This window comes from Actinoplanes sp. CA-051413 (genome assembly GCF_050955795.1).
Taxonomy (GTDB): domain Bacteria; phylum Actinomycetota; class Actinomycetes; order Mycobacteriales; family Micromonosporaceae; genus Actinoplanes.
The window spans coordinates 7,028,854-7,049,338 of record NZ_CP192100.1; the positions used below are offsets into that span (position 1 = coordinate 7,028,854).

The 20,485-nt window shown below is 73.2% G+C and carries 17 protein-coding genes and 1 pseudogene; 5 read left to right on the forward strand and 13 right to left on the reverse strand.

Annotated elements, in window-relative coordinates:
* Positions 1 to 71: 71 nt before the first annotated feature.
* The 13 genes and pseudogenes from ACQP2Y_RS33030 to ACQP2Y_RS33090 all read right to left on the reverse strand — a co-directional run.
* The gene (locus tag ACQP2Y_RS33030) at positions 72 to 668 is read right to left on the reverse strand and encodes an NUDIX domain-containing protein (protein WP_433719635.1); all 597 of its coding nucleotides are present in this window, start codon (positions 666 to 668) and stop codon (positions 72 to 74) included.
* Positions 665 to 2,431: a CTP synthase gene (locus ACQP2Y_RS33035; RefSeq protein ID WP_433719637.1), complete on the reverse strand. Its 1,767-nt coding sequence runs from the start codon at positions 2,429 to 2,431 to the stop codon at positions 665 to 667. The genes ACQP2Y_RS33030 and ACQP2Y_RS33035 overlap by 4 nt, the downstream gene beginning before the upstream one ends.
* Before the next feature lie 141 nt (positions 2,432 to 2,572).
* Positions 2,573 to 4,783, reverse strand: coding sequence for a hypothetical protein (locus ACQP2Y_RS33040; protein WP_433719640.1), 2,211 nt, complete (start codon positions 4,781 to 4,783; stop codon positions 2,573 to 2,575).
* Between the two features lie 740 nt (positions 4,784 to 5,523).
* On the reverse strand, positions 5,524 to 6,657 hold the full coding sequence (locus ACQP2Y_RS33045; protein ID WP_433719643.1) for a glycosyltransferase family 4 protein: 1,134 nt from the start codon (positions 6,655 to 6,657) through the stop codon (positions 5,524 to 5,526).
* The gene (gene murJ, locus ACQP2Y_RS33050; protein ID WP_433719646.1) at positions 6,654 to 8,279 is read right to left on the reverse strand and encodes a murein biosynthesis integral membrane protein MurJ; all 1,626 of its coding nucleotides are present in this window, start codon (positions 8,277 to 8,279) and stop codon (positions 6,654 to 6,656) included. Before murJ ends, ACQP2Y_RS33045 begins: the two co-directional genes overlap by 4 nt.
* On the reverse strand, positions 8,276 to 9,142 hold the full coding sequence (locus tag ACQP2Y_RS33055; protein WP_433719649.1) for a hypothetical protein: 867 nt from the start codon (positions 9,140 to 9,142) through the stop codon (positions 8,276 to 8,278). Before ACQP2Y_RS33055 ends, murJ begins: the two co-directional genes overlap by 4 nt.
* A gap of 97 nt (positions 9,143 to 9,239) precedes the next feature.
* Complete coding sequence (locus ACQP2Y_RS33060; RefSeq protein ID WP_433719651.1) at positions 9,240 to 10,169, reverse strand: copper transporter; 930 nt, start codon at positions 10,167 to 10,169, stop codon at positions 9,240 to 9,242.
* 26 nt (positions 10,170 to 10,195) lie between these two features.
* The gene (gene steA, locus ACQP2Y_RS33065; RefSeq protein ID WP_433719654.1) at positions 10,196 to 11,374 is read right to left on the reverse strand and encodes a putative cytokinetic ring protein SteA; all 1,179 of its coding nucleotides are present in this window, start codon (positions 11,372 to 11,374) and stop codon (positions 10,196 to 10,198) included.
* Between the two features lie 114 nt (positions 11,375 to 11,488).
* Positions 11,489 to 13,246, reverse strand: a complete 1,758-nt coding sequence (gene recN, locus ACQP2Y_RS33070) for a DNA repair protein RecN (RefSeq protein ID WP_433719657.1) — start codon at positions 13,244 to 13,246, stop codon at positions 11,489 to 11,491.
* 55 nt (positions 13,247 to 13,301) lie between these two features.
* Positions 13,302 to 14,189, reverse strand: coding sequence for an NAD kinase (locus tag ACQP2Y_RS33075; protein ID WP_433719659.1), 888 nt, complete (start codon positions 14,187 to 14,189; stop codon positions 13,302 to 13,304).
* Complete coding sequence (locus tag ACQP2Y_RS33080) at positions 14,186 to 15,046, reverse strand: TlyA family RNA methyltransferase (protein WP_433719662.1); 861 nt, start codon at positions 15,044 to 15,046, stop codon at positions 14,186 to 14,188. The genes ACQP2Y_RS33075 and ACQP2Y_RS33080 overlap by 4 nt, the downstream gene beginning before the upstream one ends.
* A 25-nt stretch (positions 15,047 to 15,071) precedes the next feature.
* The gene (locus ACQP2Y_RS33085) at positions 15,072 to 15,374 is read right to left on the reverse strand and encodes a hypothetical protein (RefSeq protein ID WP_433719665.1); all 303 of its coding nucleotides are present in this window, start codon (positions 15,372 to 15,374) and stop codon (positions 15,072 to 15,074) included.
* Between the two features lie 467 nt (positions 15,375 to 15,841).
* Positions 15,842 to 16,387: pseudogene (locus ACQP2Y_RS33090) on the reverse strand (phasin family protein); the annotation flags it as partial.
* A 117-nt stretch (positions 16,388 to 16,504) separates the two neighbouring features.
* Between ACQP2Y_RS33090 and ACQP2Y_RS33095 the strand changes: the two are divergent.
* From ACQP2Y_RS33095 to ACQP2Y_RS33115, 5 genes are all read left to right on the forward strand, one after another.
* The gene (locus ACQP2Y_RS33095; RefSeq protein ID WP_433719668.1) at positions 16,505 to 16,840 is read left to right on the forward strand and encodes an SCP2 sterol-binding domain-containing protein; all 336 of its coding nucleotides are present in this window, start codon (positions 16,505 to 16,507) and stop codon (positions 16,838 to 16,840) included.
* Between the two features lie 83 nt (positions 16,841 to 16,923).
* Positions 16,924 to 17,814: an ABC transporter ATP-binding protein gene (locus ACQP2Y_RS33100; protein ID WP_433719670.1), complete on the forward strand. Its 891-nt coding sequence runs from the start codon at positions 16,924 to 16,926 to the stop codon at positions 17,812 to 17,814.
* Positions 17,807 to 18,628 carry an ABC transporter permease gene (locus ACQP2Y_RS33105; RefSeq protein WP_433719673.1) on the forward strand — a complete coding sequence of 274 codons (822 nt, stop codon included), beginning with the start codon at positions 17,807 to 17,809 and terminating at the stop codon, positions 18,626 to 18,628. Before ACQP2Y_RS33100 ends, ACQP2Y_RS33105 begins: the two co-directional genes overlap by 8 nt.
* Before the next feature lie 5 nt (positions 18,629 to 18,633).
* Entirely contained in the window at positions 18,634 to 19,734 is a 1,101-nt protein-coding gene (locus ACQP2Y_RS33110) for a sensor histidine kinase (RefSeq protein ID WP_433719675.1), read from the forward strand.
* Positions 19,731 to 20,399: a response regulator transcription factor gene (locus ACQP2Y_RS33115; RefSeq protein ID WP_433719677.1), complete on the forward strand. Its 669-nt coding sequence runs from the start codon at positions 19,731 to 19,733 to the stop codon at positions 20,397 to 20,399. The genes ACQP2Y_RS33110 and ACQP2Y_RS33115 overlap by 4 nt, the downstream gene beginning before the upstream one ends.
* Positions 20,400 to 20,485 lie beyond the last annotated feature (86 nt).

The window sequence follows — 20,485 nt, forward strand, 5'->3', positions numbered from 1 at the left end:
CCCGGCCCGGCTTCGGCTTCGGGCCGGCCTCGATCCGGTACGCCCGCCGGGCGGGCGTACCGGTTCGCAGCTCAGAGTGGCGGCGTGTCGGTCGGGCGCAGCGTGGCCCAGCCGTCCTCGCGCGCCCGGGCGGCGGCGAGCAGCCCGCTGACCGCGGCCGCGTTGGTGATCTCGCCGCGCAGCACCATCGCGACGGCCTCGTCGAGGTCGCGCCAGACGATCTCGATGTCGGCCTCCTCGTCGGTGCGTTCGTGGCGCTGGTCCTCGGGCACCGGGGTCAGCTCCCGGGCCAGGAAGATCCGCACCTTCTCGGCGCTGAAGCCGGGCGACGGGTGCAGGTCCACCAGCAGGTCGAAGCGGCCGGCGTTGAGGTCCGCCTCCTCGGCCAGCTCGCGGGCGGCGGTGACGACGAGGTCCTCGCCCTCGACGTCGCACAGCCCGGCCGGGAGCTCCCAGAGCCGCTTGCCGACCGCGTGCCGGTACTGCTTGATCAGCACCACCCGGTCGACGTCATCCAGGGCGACCACGACCACCGCGTTCTTGTTGACCACCACGTCGCGCCCGGCGGTGCCGCCGCCGGACATGGTGACCTCGTCGGAGTAGACCGTGAAGATCGGGCCCGCGTACCGCTCGGTGCGCGAGAGGGTCTCGTGCGCGAAGGCCGTCATGACGCCGCGACCGCGGCCCTGCCGGCCTTGCCCTTGCCACCGTCGGCGACGGGCTTGCCGCCCTCGGCGACGGTCTTGCTGCCGTCGGCGACCTCGACCGGCAGCTCGTCGGCGGCCGCGTACTGCACCGCGGCCTTGACGAACGCCGCGAACAGCGGATGCGCCCGGGTCGGGCGGCTCTTGAGCTCCGGGTGCGCCTGGGTGGCCACGAAGAACGGGTGCGTCTCGCGGTCCAGCTCGATGAACTCGACCAGCCGCCCGTCGGGCGAGGTGCCGGAGAACTTCAGGCCGGCCTGGGCGAGCCGGTCCCGGTACGCGTTGTTGACCTCGTAGCGGTGCCGGTGCCGCTCGGAGATCTCCGTGCCCTCGTACGCCTCGGCCACGATCGAGCCCTCGGTCAGCGCCGCCGGGTACGCACCGAGGCGCATCGTGCCGCCCAGGTCGCCCTTGCCCGCGACGATGTCCTCCTGGTCGGCCATGGTGGAGATGACCGGGTGCGGGGCCTGCTCGTCGAACTCCAGCGAGTTGGCGCCCTCGAGGCCGGCCAGGTTCCGTGCGGCGTCGATGGTCATGCACTGCAGGCCGAGGCAGAGGCCCAGGATCGGCAGGCCGTTCTCCCGCGCGTACCGGGAGGTGTTGATCTTGCCCTCGATGCCACGGATGCCGAAGCCGCCGGGGATCACGATGCCGTCGACGCCCTTCAGGGCGGAGGCGGCGCCGGCCGGGGTGTCGCAGTCGTCGCTGGGCACCCAGCGCAGCTGCACCCGGGCGTGGTTGGCGAAGCCGGCCGCCCGGATCGCCTCACTGACCGACAGGTACGCGTCCGGCAGGTCGACGTACTTGCCGACCAGCGCGACGGTGATCGTCCGGCGCGGGTGGTGGACCCGCTCGAGCAGGTCGTCCCAGCTGGTCCAGTCGACGTCGCGGAACGACAGCCCGAGCCGCCGCACCACGTACGCATCCAGGCCCTCGCGGTGCAGCACCTTGGGGATGTCGTAGATGCTGGGCGCGTCCGGGCAGGCCACCACGGCCTCGCGGTCGACGTCGCAGTAGAGCGACAGCTTGTGCTTGAGCTTCTCCGGGATCTCCCGGTCGCTGCGGCAGACCAGCGCGTCGGGCTGGATACCGATGTTGCGCAGCGTGGCCACCGAGTGCTGGGTCGGCTTGGTCTTCAGCTCGCCCGACGGCGCCAGGTACGGCACCAGGGAGACGTGCAGGTAGAAGACGTGGTCGCGGCCGATCTCGTGGCGCACCTGGCGGATCGCCTCGAGGAACGGCAGCGACTCCATGTCACCGACGGTGCCGCCGACCTCGGTGATGACGACGTCGGGGGTGCGGCCGTACTCGTCGGGATCGGCCATCGCGAAGATGCGCTCTTTGATCTCGTTGGTGATGTGCGGGATGACCTGCACGGTGTCGCCGAGATATTCGCCGCGCCGCTCCTTGGCGATCACCGAGGAGTAGATCTGGCCGGTGGTGACGTTCGCCTTGCCGGCCAGCGCCCGGTCCAGGAACCGCTCGTAGTGCCCGACGTCGAGGTCGGTCTCGGCGCCGTCCTCGGTCACGAAGACCTCGCCGTGCTGGAACGGGTTCATCGTGCCGGGGTCGACGTTGAGGTAGGGGTCGAGCTTCTGCATGACGACCCGCAGTCCCCGAGCGGTCAGCAGATTGCCGAGGCTGGAGGCGGTGAGGCCCTTGCCCAGCGAGGAGGCGACGCCCCCGGTGACGAAGATGTGCCGCGTCTCGCGTGATGTTGCAGCCAAGGCCTGCTCCCGTGGTCGGTCAGATGCGATCGTGCAGACCGGCGCTCAACCCTCATCGGTAGATCGCGCCATCCACGGGATTCCACGGTAACACCATCGCCGGCGCGCGCACGTTCGGGCTGGTCGTCACGCGTGTCCGGGTCAGAGCTGACGCACGGTCACGCCCGCAGAGTCGGATTTGTCGCCCGCGGGCGGTGGCACGGGGCCGGGTCGCATCGACAGGCCGGGACCGCCGGGACCGTCGGTGCCGCCCTGGGGCCGGGTGCGGTCGGCGGCGTGTCCCAGCACCCGCAAGGTGGTCAGCACGGCCAACGGTACGGCCACCGCCGCGGCGGCACCCGCGACCGCGAACGCCGCCCCGCCGAGCACTCCGGCGATCATCGTGGCGACGGTGGTGCCGGCGAGGGCCGCGCGCAGGGCCGGGTGCAGCCCGAAGACCCGGTTGAGGCCACCCCACGGCGAGAACTGGCTGAAGGCCAGCATGAGGACGCCGATCACCGCCAGTAGCGTCAACGGGCTGTCCAGAGCGTGACCGTTGGAGGTGGCCGCGCGCTGGATGGCCGGGCCCGCCGTACCGTCGCCCAGGGCCGTCAGGGCCCGCCCCAGGCTGCCCTGCTCGAGCTCGGGCCGGCGCAGGTCCAGCACGGCGAAGCCGATGGTGACCGCGAGCCCGGCGAGCGCCGCCCAGGCGAAACGCGGGAACGTGAGCCAGCCGCCGGTGCTGATCGCCGCGGCGACGCACACCCCGGCGGTGACGGCGATCGCGCCGACCGGATCGGCGCCCAGGTAGGGGCTGCCGACCATCACGACGGCGAGCCCGCCGACCATCACGACCACAACGGGCCGCCAGGGCCGGCGCACCCACTGCGCCACACAGCCGGCCAGGAACAACATGCCGGCGACGAAGACCCCCAGGCCGACGCTGCCCACCCCGGAATACCGCGCCCCTTCGATCGCCGAGTAACCGGCGACCCCGTTGAGCTGCAACTGCGCGCCGGTGAGCAGGTCGAACCCGACCACGGCGGCACCGACCGCGCAGACCACACCCATCGGCCACAGCGTGCGCGGATAGCGCGGCGCGAGCCGGACCGCGGCAGTGCCCAGCACCATCAACGCAAAGGTCAGCAGGGCGAACACAATGCCCGGCCGCCCGGCCCGCCACCAGGGCGCCGCGTCGGCCAGCAGGGCGGCGGGAATGGCCAGCGCCACCGCGATGAGCAGCACCTCGGCCCCGAGCACCAGCAGCCGCGGCGCGGCCGCGGGCCCGGTCGGCCCGGCATGCCGCCGGGCCCGGATCATCAACGGCACCGCGAGCAGAAAAATCAGCAACTGTACGGCGGCCAGCCCGGTGAAGAACGTCCCGGCGATGCCGAGCTGAGCCCCGGCCCGCTTGTCGGCATTGTTCTCGCCCCCGACGGCCTCGGCCGGATCAGCGGTCCGCCCAGGAACCGACAGCGCGGTGAAGCCACTGAACCGCCCCTCCGGCGAGGGCCGCCCCAAGGCGGTGAGCACGGTCGGCGCGAAGTCGACAAGCTGCAGATAGCCGTCCCGACCGGTGCCGGCCGAGGTCAGCCAGCCACCCTGCCAGCCCGGCCCCTCGGCGATCGCCACATGCAGCCGCGAGGTGGTGTCGGTGTCGGAAACCCCCGCCACCATGATCAGCGACCGCTCGGGCCGCGCGGCGACGATCCGCGCCAAGGTGGCATCGGCCTGGGCGACCAGCGACTGCCGCGCGGCGCCGGAACCGGTGATCGTGCCCAGATCGACCACGCTGAGCACACAGTAGGAGAGCAGGCTCCGAGGATCCTCGGGAAGCGTGGCCGCGTACCGGTCCACGCGCCCGAACGGCCGCGCCGCCGCGACAGCGGCACCGGGCCCGACGGCCACGGTGCACCGAACGGACTCGGCGAGCGCACCCGGCAGGGCGCCGTACGGCTGGTTGTCCTGATTGCCGCGCACGACACCGCCCAGCTCCGGCAGATTGGCGCCGAGCGCGTCAGGCTGGGTCAGGGTGGGCTGCACGGGCGGACACTGCCCGGTGACGCGGGTGTTCGCCCAGATCGAGTAGTTGCCGGCGCCGAGGGTGAGCCAGCCGTCCGCCGGGCAGGTGGTGGAGTGGGCGGACCGCACCGAGAGCCAGCCGATCGATCCGCGGGTGGCCTCCTGCCAGAGGGCTGGGGTGCGCTGCGGGTCGAGGTCCTCCCAGCGCAAGCCGGCCGCGCCGGCGAGGATGACGTAGTCGGCGGTGTCCTGCGGGGCGCCGGTGGCGGGACGCACGGCCAGGCCGGCGATGCTGGCGGCCGCAGCCAGCACGATCAACAGGTACGGCAGCCAGGTCCGTCCCCGCCGCATCCGGGAGGGGGGCGCGGAGTCCGGCCTGATACCGCGGCGCAGGGTGTTGCGGACTCTTCGCGGCCAGCTGCCCCGGCCTTCGATCGCTGTCCTTCGCGGCCGGGCGGTGGTGGGTTTGCGGGCCTTTCGCTTGTTCGGATCGGCCAGCTTGCGGTCTCCGGCTTTCCCGGCCGTGTCCGTGCCGCCTTCGCGGCTTACCGGGCTGCCCGGATCGCGGTCCGGCGTGCCTGCCTTCCGGGCTTGCGCGTCGCTCTTCGGACTCGCCGGGCTGTCCGAGTTTCCGGCCATCGGGTTGTCCCGCAGGGCAACGCCGTCCTGCCGGTCTTTCGCGCTTGCGGCCGCCTTCGCAGCGTCGGCAGGACGCGCGTCGGCTCGGGCCGTCATCGCGGTGCGATCAGGGTCGGTGCTGCTCGTGGCGGCCTTCGCGGCATCCTTCGGATCTGCTTCGGTCGCGGTCTCCCCGCCATCCGGCTTCGCCTCCGCCGCCCTCGCCGCGTCGCGACGATCGGCCGGCTTCTCCCCCGCGGCGGGCTGATCGACCTCCACCGCGTCACGCCCGGTAGCCGCGGTTGGCTTCTCCGCGCGAGGCGCGTCGGCCCGCGCGGCTTCACCCACCGAAGGCGTGCGCCCAGCGCCCGAGCCCGCTGCAGGCGTCCGCCCAGCGCCCGACCCCGCCGCGCCCACATCGGGCGTCGACTCGTCGTCCGGATCGGGTGAGTGGAGGCCGGAACTCGGGTCGCTCACCCCTGACCTGCCCGTGCGCTCGTGGTCACCGACGCATATGCGGCGAGCACGTCCGCAACAGTGTCCTCCTCGGACGGCCAGGTAGCAGCCTGCCGCGGCCCCCGAGCCGCATACTCCGCCCGCTTGGCCGGGTCGGCCAGCAACTCTCGCACCGCCGTATCCAGCGCGTCCACGTCACCCGGCGGGATCAGCACCGCCGCGTCCCCCACCAGCCCGGGCAGCCCGCCCACAGCCGTGCTGACCAGCGGCACCCCGGCATGCAGCGCCTCCTGGGCGAACAGCTGACGCGCTTCCCAGTCGCTGGTGATCACGGCCAGGTCGGCGCCGGCCAGCAGGTCGGGCACGTCCTTGCGGTGGCCGAGCAGGAAGAACTTGGCGCGCAGCTCCGACGCCCGCTGGGCCAGCAGCATGTAGCTGGGCCCGGACCCCGCCACCACGACCATCGGCGCCGGCGTCAGGTCCCGCCAGCGGGCGGCGGCCTCGACCAGGATGTCGTACCGCTTCTGCGGGTGCAGCCGGCCGACCGACAGGATCAGCGGGGTGTCCGGAGTGAGCCGGAACTCGGCGCGCACTGCGGCGCGGCTGCGCTTGGGCGCGCTCAAAGCCGGCGCGGCGACCGCCCCGAGGCGCGCGTTACGGGCACCCAGCGACGCGGCGCGCTGCACCAGGTCTTCGGACGCGCCCAGGGTCAGCGTGGCGGCCCGGGCGACGATCCGTTCGACCAGCGCCGAGGCCTGGCCGCGCAGGCCGCGGGCGAGGACCGCGTTGTGCCAGGTGACCACCAGCGGCGCGGCGGGCCGGGCCAGTGAGGCCACGAACGCCGCGCGCAGCCCGTGCGCGTGCACGACGTCGATGTCGCGGCCGGTCAGTGCCTTGCGCAGAGCGCGGACCGCGCCGGAGTCCTGCGGGCCGGGGTTGGCCGGGATCTCCACCGGGGCGAACTGGGCCCCGGCCGCGGAGAAGCCGAACAGCTCGTCGGCCGCGGTGGGCCCGCACACCAGCACCCGGCAGCCGGCCGCGATCAGGCCGCGGGTCAGCGAGGCCACGTGCTGTCCGACGCCGCCGGTGCTGGAGCCCAGCACCAGTGCGACCGAGCCGTGCCACGTCGTCGCCCGCGCTGCGTCGGTCACGTTGCGCCTTTCTCGTCCGGTGTCGGCTTCCGGCGGATCCGCCCGGTCACGGTGGCGACCAGGGGCCGCAGGTCGTGGCGGTCCAGCGGGTAGGTCACCGCGAGGAAGACGACCACCACCACGACACCGCCCAGCATGCCCGAGAGCAGGCTCGCCCCGCCTGCCGGGGTGGCCCCGGACACGTGCCGCAGGCCCTCGACCGCACCCCACCCGGCCAGTCCGGCCACGACCGCCGCCACGATACCGACGACGGTCGCGCGGGGCAGTCCCGTCAGTGCTCCGGGGCCGGCGCGGCGGCGTACGGCAGCCACCAGCAACGCCCCCAGCGCGAGCATGCCGACGCTGTTGGCCAGGGCCAGCGCGAGCACCCGGTCGTCGCCGGGCAGCGCGGCGGTCAGGATGAGCGCCGCCAGCGCGGCGACCGCCCAGCCCGCCGCGGTGGCCGCAGCCGCGGACGCCGTCGCACCGCGGGCGTAGAGCGCGCGCGAGAGCAGCGCGAACAGGGCGTAGCCCAGCAGGCCGGGCGCGAATCCCACGATGCCGGGCGCGGCCTGTGGTGTGCCGAGCAACGCTGCGACCGGCTGAGCGACGGCCACCAGGGCCGCACCGCCGAGGCAGGCCAGCAGCGCGACCGTACGGGCCGTCCCGGCCAGCGCGGCACGGTAGCCGTCCTCGTCGCCACGCTCGGCTGTCGCGGACAACGTCGGGTATGCGGCGGTGGCCAGCGGCACGGCCAGCACCGCCCAGGGCAGCAGATACAGCGCCTGGGCCAGGTTGAACCGGGTCAGGTCGCCGTCGCCGGCCGCCAGGGCGAGCACGACCACGACCATGAGCTGCTGGGAGCCGACGGTGACGGCGCCGGCCCAGCCGAGGCGGACGACCTGGCGTCCCGCGTCGCCCGGGAAGCGCAGCGCCGGTCGCATCCGCAGGCGCAGGCCGCGCAGCGGGATCAGCAGGCACAGGCTTAGCACGACGACGCCCAGCGTGGTGCCCAGGGACAGGGCCAGCTCACCGCCGGTGGTCAGGCGACCGAGTCCGCTGCCGCGGCCGTCGACCAGCGCGTACGTGAGATACGCCCCCATCACGGTGACACTGGACAGCAGGGGGGCGATCACGGGCCAGGCGAAGCGGTGGTGGGCCTGCAGGACGCCGGTGAGCACGATGCCCACCCCGTACAGCGGGAGTTGCGGAGCGAAGATCCGCAGCATGCGCGTGCCCACCTCGTGGGCGTCGGGTGGCATGTGCGGCAGCAGGCCGACGATGTGCCCGGCGAACAGCGCGACCAGCAGTGCCAGCGGCACCAACAGCAGCAACGTCCAGGTCAGCAGCGCCGACGCCACCGCGTTGACCCGCTCCCGGTCGCCCGCCGCCACCGCCCCGGCCAGCAGCGGCACCACCAGGCTGGCCAGCGCCCCGCCCGCGACCAGCTCGAAGACGATGTTCGGCACGGTGTTGGCCGCGTTGTAGAGGTCACCGAGCGAGTTGTCGCGGACCGTGCTGATGAACACCACCGTGCGGCCGAAGCCGGCGATGCGGGCGAGCACGGTGAGACCGGCGATGAGCGCGGCCGCCCCGACGATGCGCCCGGCCCCGGAACGCGGCGCAGGTGCGGTTTCGGTCATTCCGCCGGCCGGCGGCCCAGCGCGTCGAGCTCGCGCAGCCACGGCGTGTCCTGGATGACCTTGGTGAAGCTGACCTTCTCGCTGGCCGCGGTGAGCGCCGCCAGCACGGTGAGCGCGACGGCCCGCCCGGCCGGACCGGTGCGGGCTGCGAGGGCCACGCCGAGCAGCGCACCGAGGGCGTTGGCGCCCGCGTCGCCGAGCATGATCTCCTCGCCGAGGTCGGCCGGCAGCAGGGCGGCGCCCGCCCCCAGCGTGCCGGCGGCGACGCCTCCCCCGCGGCCGACGGCCAGCGGAACTCCGATGAGCGTGCCGGCCTTCAGCGCCCGGCCGGGGCGCAGGTCGAGCAGATTGAGCAGATTGGCGGTGCCGGCGATGACGCCGGCGCCGAGCAGCACGTCGGTGGCGCCGCGCACGGCGCCACCGTTGCGGCGGCCACGGTGGGCGCGCACCTGCGGGTCGGTGGCGAGCAGGGTCGCGGCGACCAGTCCGGCGGCACCGACGCCGGCGATCTTGACCAGGCCGCTCGTGACCCGGCCCTCGCGCAGCGCCCCCAGGTGCCCGGCGAAGCCCTTGGCGGCCTTCTGCTCGGGCCGGTTGCCGACCACGTCGTCGTAGAAGCCGACGGCCCCGGCCGTGACGCCCGCGGTGACCACCGCGGCGGTCGCGGCTGTGCTGGGCGCTCCGAGCGCTGCCCCGGCGGTGGCGCCCAGCGCGAGGGCAGGACCACCCGCCAGAGTGACCGTGCGGCCGTGGAAGTTGGTCCGTTCCAGGCGGGCCGCGTACGGATCATGGCGGATCCAGGCCAGCGCCGCGCGGGCCACCACGGCCCCGGTACCGAACGACTTCCAGACCTTGCCGGCCATGTCCCTGCACTCCCGCCTCGCCGGGCCGCGCCCCTCGGCGACCGATCGCCGAGTCTAGGCGGTCCGGGCCCGCGCCCGGCGCACCCTGTGGACGAACTCAGCCCGCCGCTTTGGGCACGAGCGCGCTGGCGCCGGCCGACAGCCCGTACTGGCCGACCTTGCCCGCCACCACCCGCTCGACGACGGTCAGCGCCGTGGCCAGCTGTCCCTGTGCGGTGCTGACGTTGTCCACCGTGGATATCTCCTTGACCAGCGTCGGGTCGGAGCGGATCTCGCCGACCAGGTTGCCGTCGCCGATGCCGTTGCCCCCGACGACCAGCGGCCGGTCCTTGTGGAACTGGTTGGCCAGGGTGACCGCGTTCTGGTTCTTCTTGGCGGCGTCCCGATCGACCGGCGGCAGCCCGGAGACCACCACGGTGGCCTCGGCGCCGGGCACGATGTCGTCGGAGACGTTGAGGTAGCCGGGCTCGGTGTAGGCGGTCAGCACGGCGGTGAGGTCACCGGGCGTCACTGCCAGCGGCTTCTGCAGCAGGGCGACGGCGAGCAGCGCGCTGGACGTCTCGACACCGTCGCTGTTGAGCGGGAGCCCCTCGGCGGGCACGGTCGGCTGCGACGCCTTGTCGGCCAGGTCCAGCAGCTCGAACGCGTTCGCCGGCTCGAAGAACTTGTCCTGCACGGTGACCGTACCGGTGATCGCGGCCCCCGCGACCTTGAGCATCGCGATGGTGCCGTCGGCGTAGTCCTGACCGCTGGGCAGGACCACCACGAGGATCTTGCGGCCGGTGAGCTTGCCGTTGAGCAGCGCGGGCGAGACCTGGGTGGCGAAGTCCTGGGTGCTGTTCAGTTCCTTACGGTACTGGTTCGCCTGCTCACGGTAGTTGGTGTTGTCGTTGCTGAGGGCGTCGACGCGGTCCTTGAGCGTGTCGACGACCGGCCCGTTGAGCGCGGCGGTGCCGACCACCAGGCCGATCGCCAGGGCGAGGAAGACCGCGGTGAGCGACACCACGTGGTACCGGAAGTTGATCACGCCAAAGCCTCTTGGTCACTCGCGGATTAGAAGAGCTGTCCTAACTGGAAGACGAGATTGTCCCACCACTCGGACATCACGGAGAGATAGGCCTTGCCGACCGTGGAGACCGTGACCGCCGAGGCCATCGCCGCGATCGCCGAGAGAACGAGCAGCACCAGCGAGGACCCGGAGATGTTCTGCTTGTAGAGCCGGCTCACGCCCTTGGCGTCGACCAGCTTGCCGCCGACCTTGAGCCGGGTCAAGAACGTCGAGGCCATGCCGCCGCGGCCCTTGTCGAGGAACTCGACCAGGTTGGCGTGCGTGCCGACGGCGACGATCAGCGTGGCGCCCTTGTCGTCGGCCAGCAGCATGGCGAGATCCTCGCTGGTGGCGGCGGCGGGGAAGGTCACCGCGGGCACGCCGAGCCCGTGCACCCGGTCCAGGCCGGGAGCGCGGCCGTCCGGGTACGCGTGCACGATCACCTCGGCGCCGCAGCGCAGCACGTCGTCGGTGACCGAGTCCATGTCGCCGATGATGATGTCGGGCGTGTAGCCGGTCTCGACCAGCGCGTCCGCGCCGCCGTCGACGCCGATCAGCACCGGCTTGAACTCACGGATGTAGGGCCGCAGCACGTCCAGGTCGGCCTTGTAGTCGTAACCGCGGACCACGATGAGCACGTGCCGGCCGGCGATCTGGGTCTGCACGTCCGGCACGCCGACACCGTCGAGCAGCAGGTCGCGCTCCTGCTTGAGGTAGTCCATGGTGTTCGCGGCGAAGGCCTCGAGCTGCACGGACAGGCCCTCACGGGCGTCGGCCATGGCGGCGGCGACGGTCTGGGTGTCCTGCCGGATGCCGGTGGCGATCGGCTCGCCGTCGAGCAGCACGGTGTCGTCGGAGATGCTGACGACGTCGCCCTCGCTGATCCGGTCGAAGACCTCTTCGCCGAGGTCGTCGATGAGCACGATGCCGGCCTGGATCAGCACCTCGGGCCCGAGGTTCGGGTAGCGGCCGGAGATCGAGGGCTTGACGTTGAGCACCGCCGCGACGCCGACGGCGACCAGCGAGTCGGCCGCGACGCGGTCGATGTCGACGTGGTCGATCACGGCGATGTCACCGGGGCGCAGCCGTCCGACCAGGCGCTTGGTCCGGCGATCCAGTCGGGCGGTGCCGGAGAACGCTCCCGGTTCGACGCTCCGGGTCCGGCGCAAGGTGGGAAGTCGCATCCCGGCCATCCTGACACGCCGTTTCACCTCGGCCGCACGCGACATGCACAACGTCACCGACAAAAGGTACGAATTACCCGTCACTCATTGTGGTCCCCGGCGTTCCCGGGCCGCTCAGGCTCGCTTCTCCTTGTCGGCGACGGCCAGCAGCTCCTCCGCGTGGGCGATGCCCAGGTCGGAGTCGGGCAGGCCGGCCAGCATCCGGGCCAGCTCGCGGGCCCGCTCGGTCTCCTCGACGATCCGCACGCCGCTGGTGGTGATCGCCCCGCTGGTGTCCTTGGCGACCACGAGATGCCGGTCGGCGAACGCGGCCACCTGCGGCAGGTGGGTCACGACCAGCACCTGGTGGGTGCGCGCGAGCCGGGCCAGCCGCCGGCCGATCTCCACCGCGGCCTGACCGCCGACACCCGCGTCGACCTCGTCGAAGACCAGCGTGGGCGGGCCACCGGCGCCGGCGAACACCACCTCTATGGCCAGCATGACCCGGGAGAGCTCACCGCCCGAGGCGCCCTTCTGCAGGGGCAGCGCGGGTGCGCCGGGGTGCGCGATCAGCCGCAGCTCGATCTCGTCGCCGCCGTCCGGCCCGACGGCCACCTCGGTCCCGTCGACCGGGACGGTGGGCTCGTCGCGCCCGCCGGTCCGCGGCTGCACGACGATCTCGACCCGGGCGTGCGGCATGGCCAGCCCGGCCAGCTCGACGCTGACCTGGTCGGAGAAGCGGCCGGCGGCCTCGATCCGGGCGGCGGTCAGCCGGGCGGCCAGCTCACCGACGGTCGCGGCGAGCCGCAAGCGCTCCTTGTCGAGCTCCTCCAGCAGCTCGTCGGAGGTGTCCAGCGCGGCGAGCCGGGTGCGCGCGTTCTCAGCCCAGGCGATGACGCCCTCGACGTCGTCGGCGTACTTACGGGTCAGCGCGCGCAGCGCGGCCCGACGCTCGTAGATGACCTCGAGCCGGGCCGGATCCGCGTCCAGCGAGCTGAGGTAAGCCGACAGCTCCGCGGAGACGTCGCCGACCAGGGTGGCGGCCTCCTCGACCCGGGCGGCCAGCTCGCCCAGCGCCGGGTCGACGCCGGCCTGCGCCTCCAGCGTGCGCCGGGCGGTGCCCAGCAGCAGCGTCGCGTCCGGGGTCTCTTCCGTGTCCTCCACGCCGCCGGCCAGCGCCTGGGCGGCGATCGCGGCGGCCGTGCGCAGGCCCTCGGCGTGCTCCAGGCGCTGCACCTCGGCGCGCAGGTCGTCGTCCTCGCCGGGCTGCGGGTCGACCCGGGTGATCTCGTCGAGACCCAGGGTCAGCAGGTCGGCCTCCTGGTTGCGCTCGCGGGCGTGCCGGCGGCGGTCGGCCAGATCCTCGACCACGGCCCGCCAGCGGGTGAACGCCTCGCGGTAGCTCTCCAGCAGCTTCTCGTGCTCGGGGCCGGCGAAGCGGTCCAGCGCAGCCCGCTGCTCGGACGGGCGCAGCAGGCGCAGCTGGTCGGACTGCCCGTGCACAGCCACGACCTGCTCGCCGACCTCGCTGAGCATGGCCACCGGCATGCTGCGGCCGCCGACGTGCGCGCGCGACCGGCCCTCGATGGTCACCGTGCGGCTGAGCAGCACCGAGCCGTCGTCGTCCATCTCGCCACCGGCGTCGGTGATGCGGGTCTGCACCGCGTCGCCGAGCGTCCCGGCGAGCCGCAGGCGGCCCTCGACCACCGCCCGGCCCGGATCCGCGCGGACCCGCCCGGCGTCGGCACGGCCGCCGAACAGCAGCCCGAGACCGGTCACCACCATGGTCTTGCCGGCACCGGTCTCACCGGTGATGGCATTCATGCCCGTAGTCAGCCTCAAGGTCGTGTCGTCGATGACGCCGAGCCCGGTGATGCGCAGTTCCTCCAGCACAGGGCGAACAGTATCGGTGCCCACCGACAATTGCCCACCGCAACCGGTCAGACGGTCAGCGGCGGTTGCCGCGCCAGCCGTCGACCGGCAGGGCGAACTTCGCCACGAGCGTGTCGGTGAACGGGCGCGGGTTGAGCCGTACGAGACGGACGGGCAGCTCCCCGCGCCGGACCGTGACCTGCGCACCCGGCGGCAGATCCCACGTGCGCCGGCCGTCGCAGCAGAGCACCGCGAACGACGTGTACGGGTCGACCGTGATCACGAATGTCGAGGTGGGAGCGGTGACGATGGGCTTGCTGAACAGGGCGTGCGCACTTATCGGCACGAGCAGCAGGGCCTCGACCTCGGGCCACACCACCGGGCCGCCGGCCGAGAACGCGTACGCCGTGGAGCCGGTCGGAGTGGCGCACACGACACCGTCGCAGCCGTACCGGGACAGCGGCCGCCCGTCCACGTCGACGAGCAGCTCGAGCATCTGCGCCCGCTGCCCCTTCTCGACGCTGACCTCGTTGAGCGCCCACGAGTCGGCGATGAGCCGGCCGTCGTACTCGGCGCGGACGTCCAGGGTGAGCCGTTCGTCCACCGTGTAGTCGCCGGCGACGATCTCGCGCACGGTCTGGTCGATGTTGTTCAGCTCGGCCTCGGCCAGGAAGCCGACCTTGCCGAGGTTGATGCCGAGCAGCGGCGCCTTGGCCGGCCGCGCGAGCTCGGCGGCGCGCAGGAAGGTGCCGTCACCGCCGAGCGCGAAGACGATCTCCACACCCTCGGCGGCCGTGGGGTCGTCGACCGGCGTGACGCCGGGCGGCAACTCCAGGTCGGCGACCTCCTGGGCGATCACCCGTACCTCAAAACCGGCCGCGACCAGGTCGCGGGCGACGGTCTGGGCATGCTGGGTGCTCTGCCGGCGGCCGGTGTGGGTGACCAGCAAGGCGGACCGCGTCACGAATCCTCCATCAGGGGCGAAACCGGCGTCGATGCCGGCCCGGCGGAGGCTACCGCGCCGGACGGGCCGGCGGCGACCACGGCGTGCACGCGGGCCTCGTCGGCCGGCGGGGCGTCCCGGCGGAACCACAGGAAGAACTCCACGTTGCCGCTCGGGCCGGGCAGCGGGCTGGCGGCCACCCCGGCGACGCCGAGCCCCAGCTGAGCGCCCGTGGCGGCGACGTCGAGGACGGCCTCGGCGCGCAGCAGCGGATCACGGACGACACCGCCGGAACCGACCCGCTCCTTGCCCACCTCGAACTGCGGCTTGACCATCAGCGCGAGATCACCGTCGATGCCGGTGCAGGCGGCGAGCGCGGGCAGCACGAGCCGCAGGGAGATGAAAGAAAGATCGGCGACGGTGAGATCGACCGGGCCGCCGAGAACGTCGGGCGTCAAGGTACGCACATTCGTGCGTTCCATCACGGTCACGCGCTCATCGGTACGCAGCGGCCAGGCGAGCTGCCCGTAGCCGACGTCGACGGCGTACACGTGCCCGGCGCCCCGCCGCAGCAGCACGTCGGTGAAGCCGCCGGTGGAGGCGCCGGCGTCGAGACAGCGGCGGCCCTCGACGGCGAGCCCGGTGAAGGCGGCCAGCGCCCCGGCCAGCTTGTGACTGCCCCGGGAGACGTACTCGGTGGCCGGGTCGTCGCCGGTGACCACCACCGGATCGGCCGGGTCGATCATGGTGGCGACCTTCTGCGCCACGGTGCCACGCACCTGCACCCGGCCGGCCGCGACGAGCGCGGCCGCCTGGTCACGGGAACGGGCGAGCTTACGGCGGACGAGCTCGGCGTCAAGACGCGCACGGCGGGCCATGAAAACCTTTTCTCCGGTACGGGGATCAGCGGTCGATGCTGGCCAGGGTCTCCTGCAGCACCTGGTGCGCGGCCTCGTACTCGGCGATCTGATCGCCCGGGGCGAGCGTGGCCGCGTTGGCCAGCGACTGCAGCACGGCGTCGACGGCGGGGTGGCCGGTGCCGCCCGTGGCGTCCAGGCGGTACTCCGGGTCCGTCCGCGCGGTCTGCTCGCCGGGCTGCCCGGCACCCTGCGGCGGCGGGCCCGGACGGAAACCACCGGGGGGCGGGCCCGGACGGAAGCCGCCGGGCGGCGGGCCCGGACGAGGTGCCTGGTTCGGGTACGTCACGGCGTGGCCTCCGGCGTGGCGGGGTCGGTCGTCTTCTTCGCGGCCTTCTTGGCCGGGGTGCTCTTGGCGGCAGCCGGCTCACCGGCGGCCGGGGTCGTCTTCTTCGCCGCGGCCTTCTTGGCGGCTGTCTTCTTCGCGGCCGTGGTCGGCGGCAGTTCGGTAGCCGCGGCGGCCTCGTTGGCCGTTGCCTTCTTCGCAGCTGTCGGCGGCAGCTCGGTCGCCGCCGCGGCCTCCTTCACCGGTGCGGTCGGCGCAGCTGCGGTTCCCGCAGGGATCGCTGGTTCCGCGGCTGCGGCCTTCGCCGGAGCGGTCTTGGCCGGACCCGGCTTGGCGGGACTCGCCTTACTCGGGCCGGCCTTGGCCGGACCCGCCTTGCTGGGCGCGGGCTTCGGCGGTGCGCCCTTGACCGGGACGGCCCCGGGCGTCGCAGCCTTGACGGGAGCCGGCGAAGTGCCGTTGCTCGCCGGCGGGGCAGCCTTCGCGGCCTTGCGCCCCGGCGTCGCCGCGGCGGGCCTCGTGTTCGTCGTGGGTGCGGCGGCGGCCGGCATCGCGTTCGGGGTCGCCTTGACCGCCTTGCGCGCCACGGCCTTCTTCGCCACAGCCTTCTTCGCCGGCGGCACGACGTCGGCCGGGCCCGGCTCGGCGAGCGTCACGTCAGCGGCAGCGGCAGCCGCACCGCCGTCCGTGCTGCCTTCCACCGTGCCGGCGCGCGCCTGCGCCAGGCGCAGCTGACGTTCCAGGTCGCGTACCCGGGTGTTGAGGTCGGACACCTCGTCGGCCGTCGCCAGGCCGACCAGGCCGAGCGCCCGATCCACCTCAAAGCGCACGATGTTGGTCAGCGCCTCGCGGTTGGCCAGGCCGGTCGACATCAGATCCTCGACCAGGCCCTGCAACTGCGCCGCCGTCGCGCCGCCACGGTTCACGAGCTCACCGGCCACCTGCTGCGCCCGCTTGCGCGGTGCCTCGGTCAGTCCGAGCGCCATCTCCAGATACGCCCGCCATGCGTCCTGCATGTTGCTCCCCTCCGGCTCGCGCCACGCGTGTGCTGGTGCAACGCTACCGGGCGTACCCGCAGGTGCATTGCGGTACCGTGCGGAGCGTCGAGGTGGTGTCGTGGAGGAGGTCCGGAATTGGCCAGCGTGGACGAGTGCCGGCAGGCGTTGCACGATCTCGCCGCCCGGCTGGACGCGAACGCCGAGACCCGCGGCAAGCTCGATCTGGACCGCACGCTCGCCTGCCGGGTGAGCGACCTGGACACCGCCTTCCACGCCCGCCTGGCCGGCGGCCGCCTGGTCGACATCGCCGACGGCGACGACCCGAAGGCCAAGATCGTCCTGCTCGCGGCCGGCGACGACCTGATCGCGCTGGTCACGGGCCGGCTGGACGTCACCCGGGCGATCGCCTCCCGGCAGGTGTCGATCAAGGCCAACCCCTTCGACCTGCTCAAGCTGCGCAAGCTGCTCTAGGCCCAGTCGTACGACCTGAGACGTACGCGAAATGACGCCTCTGGACGGACGCGCGTAGTCCCGCCGTTGGCCACGATGGGCTCATGACAGCACCCGTCGAGGCCCGGCGACTCACGAAGCGCTACGGCACGCTGACCGCCGTCGACAGTCTGGATCTGCGGGTCGAGGCCGGCGAGGTCTACGGCTTTCTCGGTCCCAACGGCGCCGGTAAGACCACCACGCTGCGCATGCTGCTGGGGTTGATCCGGCCCAGTTCCGGTGAGGTGCGTCTGTTCGGCCGGGCTCCGGGGCGGCTCGACGGGGTCGGCGCGCTCATCGAGGGGCCGGGCTTCTACCCGTACCTGAGCGGGCGCGACAATCTGCGGGTCATGGCCCGCCACGCCGGCGTCGGGCCCGGCCGGGTCGCGGCAGTGCTCGACCAGGTCGAGCTGACCGGCCGGGCCGGCGACCGCTATGCCACCTACTCGCTCGGCATGAAGCAACGCCTGGGGGTGGCCGCCGCCCTGCTCAAGGATCCGCGCTTGGTCGTGCTGGACGAGCCGACCAACGGGCTGGATCCGGCCGGTATGGCGGACATGCGCCTGCTGGTGCGCCGCCTCGGCGCGGCCGGTTGCACGGTGCTGCTGTCCAGCCACTTGATGACCGAGGTGCAGGAGCTGTGCGACCGGGTGGGCGTCATCGCGGGCGGCCGGCTGGTGGCTGAGAGCACGGTCGCTGAGCTGCGCGGCGAACCGGGGCTGCGGCTGGTCGCCGAGCCGCTGGACGCTGCCGCGGCGCAGGCCCGGAGCTTGTTCGGTATGCAGGCCGTCCAGGTCACCGACGGCGCTCTGCGGCTCACCGTGTCCCCAGGGCGCGCTGCCGAGGTGAACGCCGCCCTCGTCGGCGCCGGCATAGCGGTCAGCGAGCTGCGCGCCGACGAACGCAGCCTCGAGGACGCCTTCCTGGCCCTGACCTCAGGAGCAAGCCATGCGTGACGACATCCGCGCCGAGACGATCAAGCTGGTGCGCCGCCCGGCGATCCGGGCGTTGCTGGCGATCGCACTCGGTCTGAGCCTGACCTTCACCTATCTGATTCCCTATGCCGGCTACGCGGGCGGCACGAGCGGCCCCCGCGCCGACCGCGGCCTGGCGGCGTTGCTGCCGGATCAGCTGGTCGGGAACTCGATCGGTGGCCTGCCGGTGTTCCTCGGGGCGCTGATGCTGATCCTCGGCGTGCTGGCGGTCGGCAGCGAGTACGCCTGGGGCACCTGGAAGACAGTCCTCACCCAGGATCCGGTCCGCCTGCGCGTCTACGCCGCCAAGCTGGTCACGCTCGGCCTGGCCGCGCTCGCCGGGGTGCTCACTGTGTTCGCCGCGGGCGCGGTGGCGAGCGTCGCCGTCGCGCTCGCCGAGGATCGGGCGATCGCCTGGCCGGGCGTCGGTGACGTGCTCGCCGGGATCGCCGCGGGCTGGTTGATCGCGGCGATGTGGACGGTCCTCGGCGCACTGCTGGGCATCGCCCTGCGCGGCGTCGCCCTGCCGGTCGGCCTGGGCCTGGTGTGGCTGCTCGCCGTGCAGAATCTGCTGGCTCTGATCGCCGCGCCCCTGCTCGACTGGGTGGCACAGCTGCAGAAGGCCCTGCCCGGCCCGAACGCGGGCTCGCTGGTCGCGGCCCTCGGCGCGGGCGGCGACACCCCCGGCGTCGAGGCGCTGGTCGGGGGCGGCCAGGCCGCGCTGATCGTGGGGGCCTATCTGCTGGTGTTCGCGGCGGCGGGCGGCGCGCTGCTGCGTCGCCGTGACATCCTGTGAGCGTCATGAAACGGGTACCCGGATACCTGACGGACGGGCTGCTCACGCTCGTCCTGCTGGCGATCGGCCTGGCCGGCACCGCGCCCGCGGGCCGCAACCAGGGCATCCCCTCGGTGTCCGGCTGGGCGTACGCCCTGGTAGTCATCGCGGCCGTGGTGCTCGCGGCCCGGCGCCTGCTGCCCGTGACAGTTCTGGCCGTCACGACGGTGGCGGTGTACCTCTATCTGCTGGGCGGCTACCCGTTCGGGCCGATCCTGCTGAGCCTGGCCATCGCCGTCTACACGGTTGCGGCCCACCGCCCGCTCGGCCAGGCCGCCATCGCGGCAGCCGGCGCCCTCGGCCTGCTGATCATCGCCGGACTGATCGGCGACGGGCTCGGCATGGAGGCCGTCGCCCCGCAGGTCGCCTGGGTGGCCGGCCCGCTGGCGATCGGCGTGACCGTACGCGTGGGACGCGAGCAGGCCCTGCAGAACCGCCGCGACGAGGCCCGCCGCCAAGCGGACGCCGAACGGCTGCGAGTGGCCCAGGAGGTGCACGACGTGGTGGGCCACGGCCTGGCCGCGATCATGATGCAGGCCGACATCGCCCTGCACGTGCTGCCGAAACAACCGGAGCAGGCGGAAGCGGCGTTGACGGCGATCAGCCGTACCAGCCGCGAATCCCTCGACGAGCTACGGGCCACCCTCGGCGCGGTACGCCGGGGCGACGACGACCGCTCCCCCGTCCCGGGACTGGCCCGCCTGAACGAGCTCGTGGACCGCACCCGCGCGGTGGGTGTCCCGGTGGCGGTCGACGTGGCCGGGCCGCTGGGTTCGCTGCCCGCGGCGGTCGACCTGGCGGCGTACCGGATAGTGCAGGAGTCACTGACCAACGTCCTGCGCCACGCGGGCACGGCCACCGCCTCGGTCCGCCTCGCCCTGACCGGCGACGACCTGACCGTCTCGATCAGCGACACCGGCCGGGGAGGCCCACCCCGCCCGGCCCGCGACGGCCACGGCCTGGCCGGCATGAAGGAACGCGTGTCAGCCCTCGGCGGCTCGCTGACCGCGGGCCCCCAACCGGAAGGCGGCTTCGCCGTGACCGCGACCCTCCCGGTACGCCGATGACCACCGGCCGAACGATCAGCGTGGTCATCGCCGACGACCAGGACCTCGTCCGGCTGGGCCTGCGCACCCTGCTGACCAGCGAGGACGACATGCTCGTGGCCGGCGAGGCGGCAGACGGGCTGGCCGCGGTCGAGCAGACCAGGACGCACCGCCCGGACGTGGTCCTGATGGACGTCCGCATGCCCGGCATCGACGGCATCGAAGCCACCCGCCGCATCGCCGCCGATCCGGCGCTGACCGCCACCCGCGTGATCGTCCTGACCACCTTCGAGATCGACGCCTACGTCTTCGACGCCCTCCGGCACGGCGCGAGCGGCTTCCTCATCAAGGACACCAAGCCGGCCGAACTCGTCCGCGCGATCCGCCTGGTGGCTGCCGGCGAAGCACTGCTGTCGCCGTCGGTGACCCGGCGGGTCGTCCGCGAGTTCGCCTCCCGGCCGACCCGCGTGCTGCGCCCGCACCCCCGCCTCGACGCCCTCACCGACCGCGAACGTGAAGTCGTCAGCCTGGTCGGCGAAGGCCTGAGCAACGAAGAAATAGCGGCCCGCCTGGTCCTGAGCCCGGCAACAGCCCGGACCCACGTCAGCCGGGCCATGGTGAAACTGACCGCCCGCGACCGCGCTCAGCTGGTGGTCTTCGCCTACCAGTCCGGCCTGGTCGACTGATCCCGGCAGCCCCGCGCGGACCGGGCGGCCGGGCTGGGCGGTCGGGCAAAAGCATTCAGCCCGGAGCCGGCGCGGGCGGCTCAATA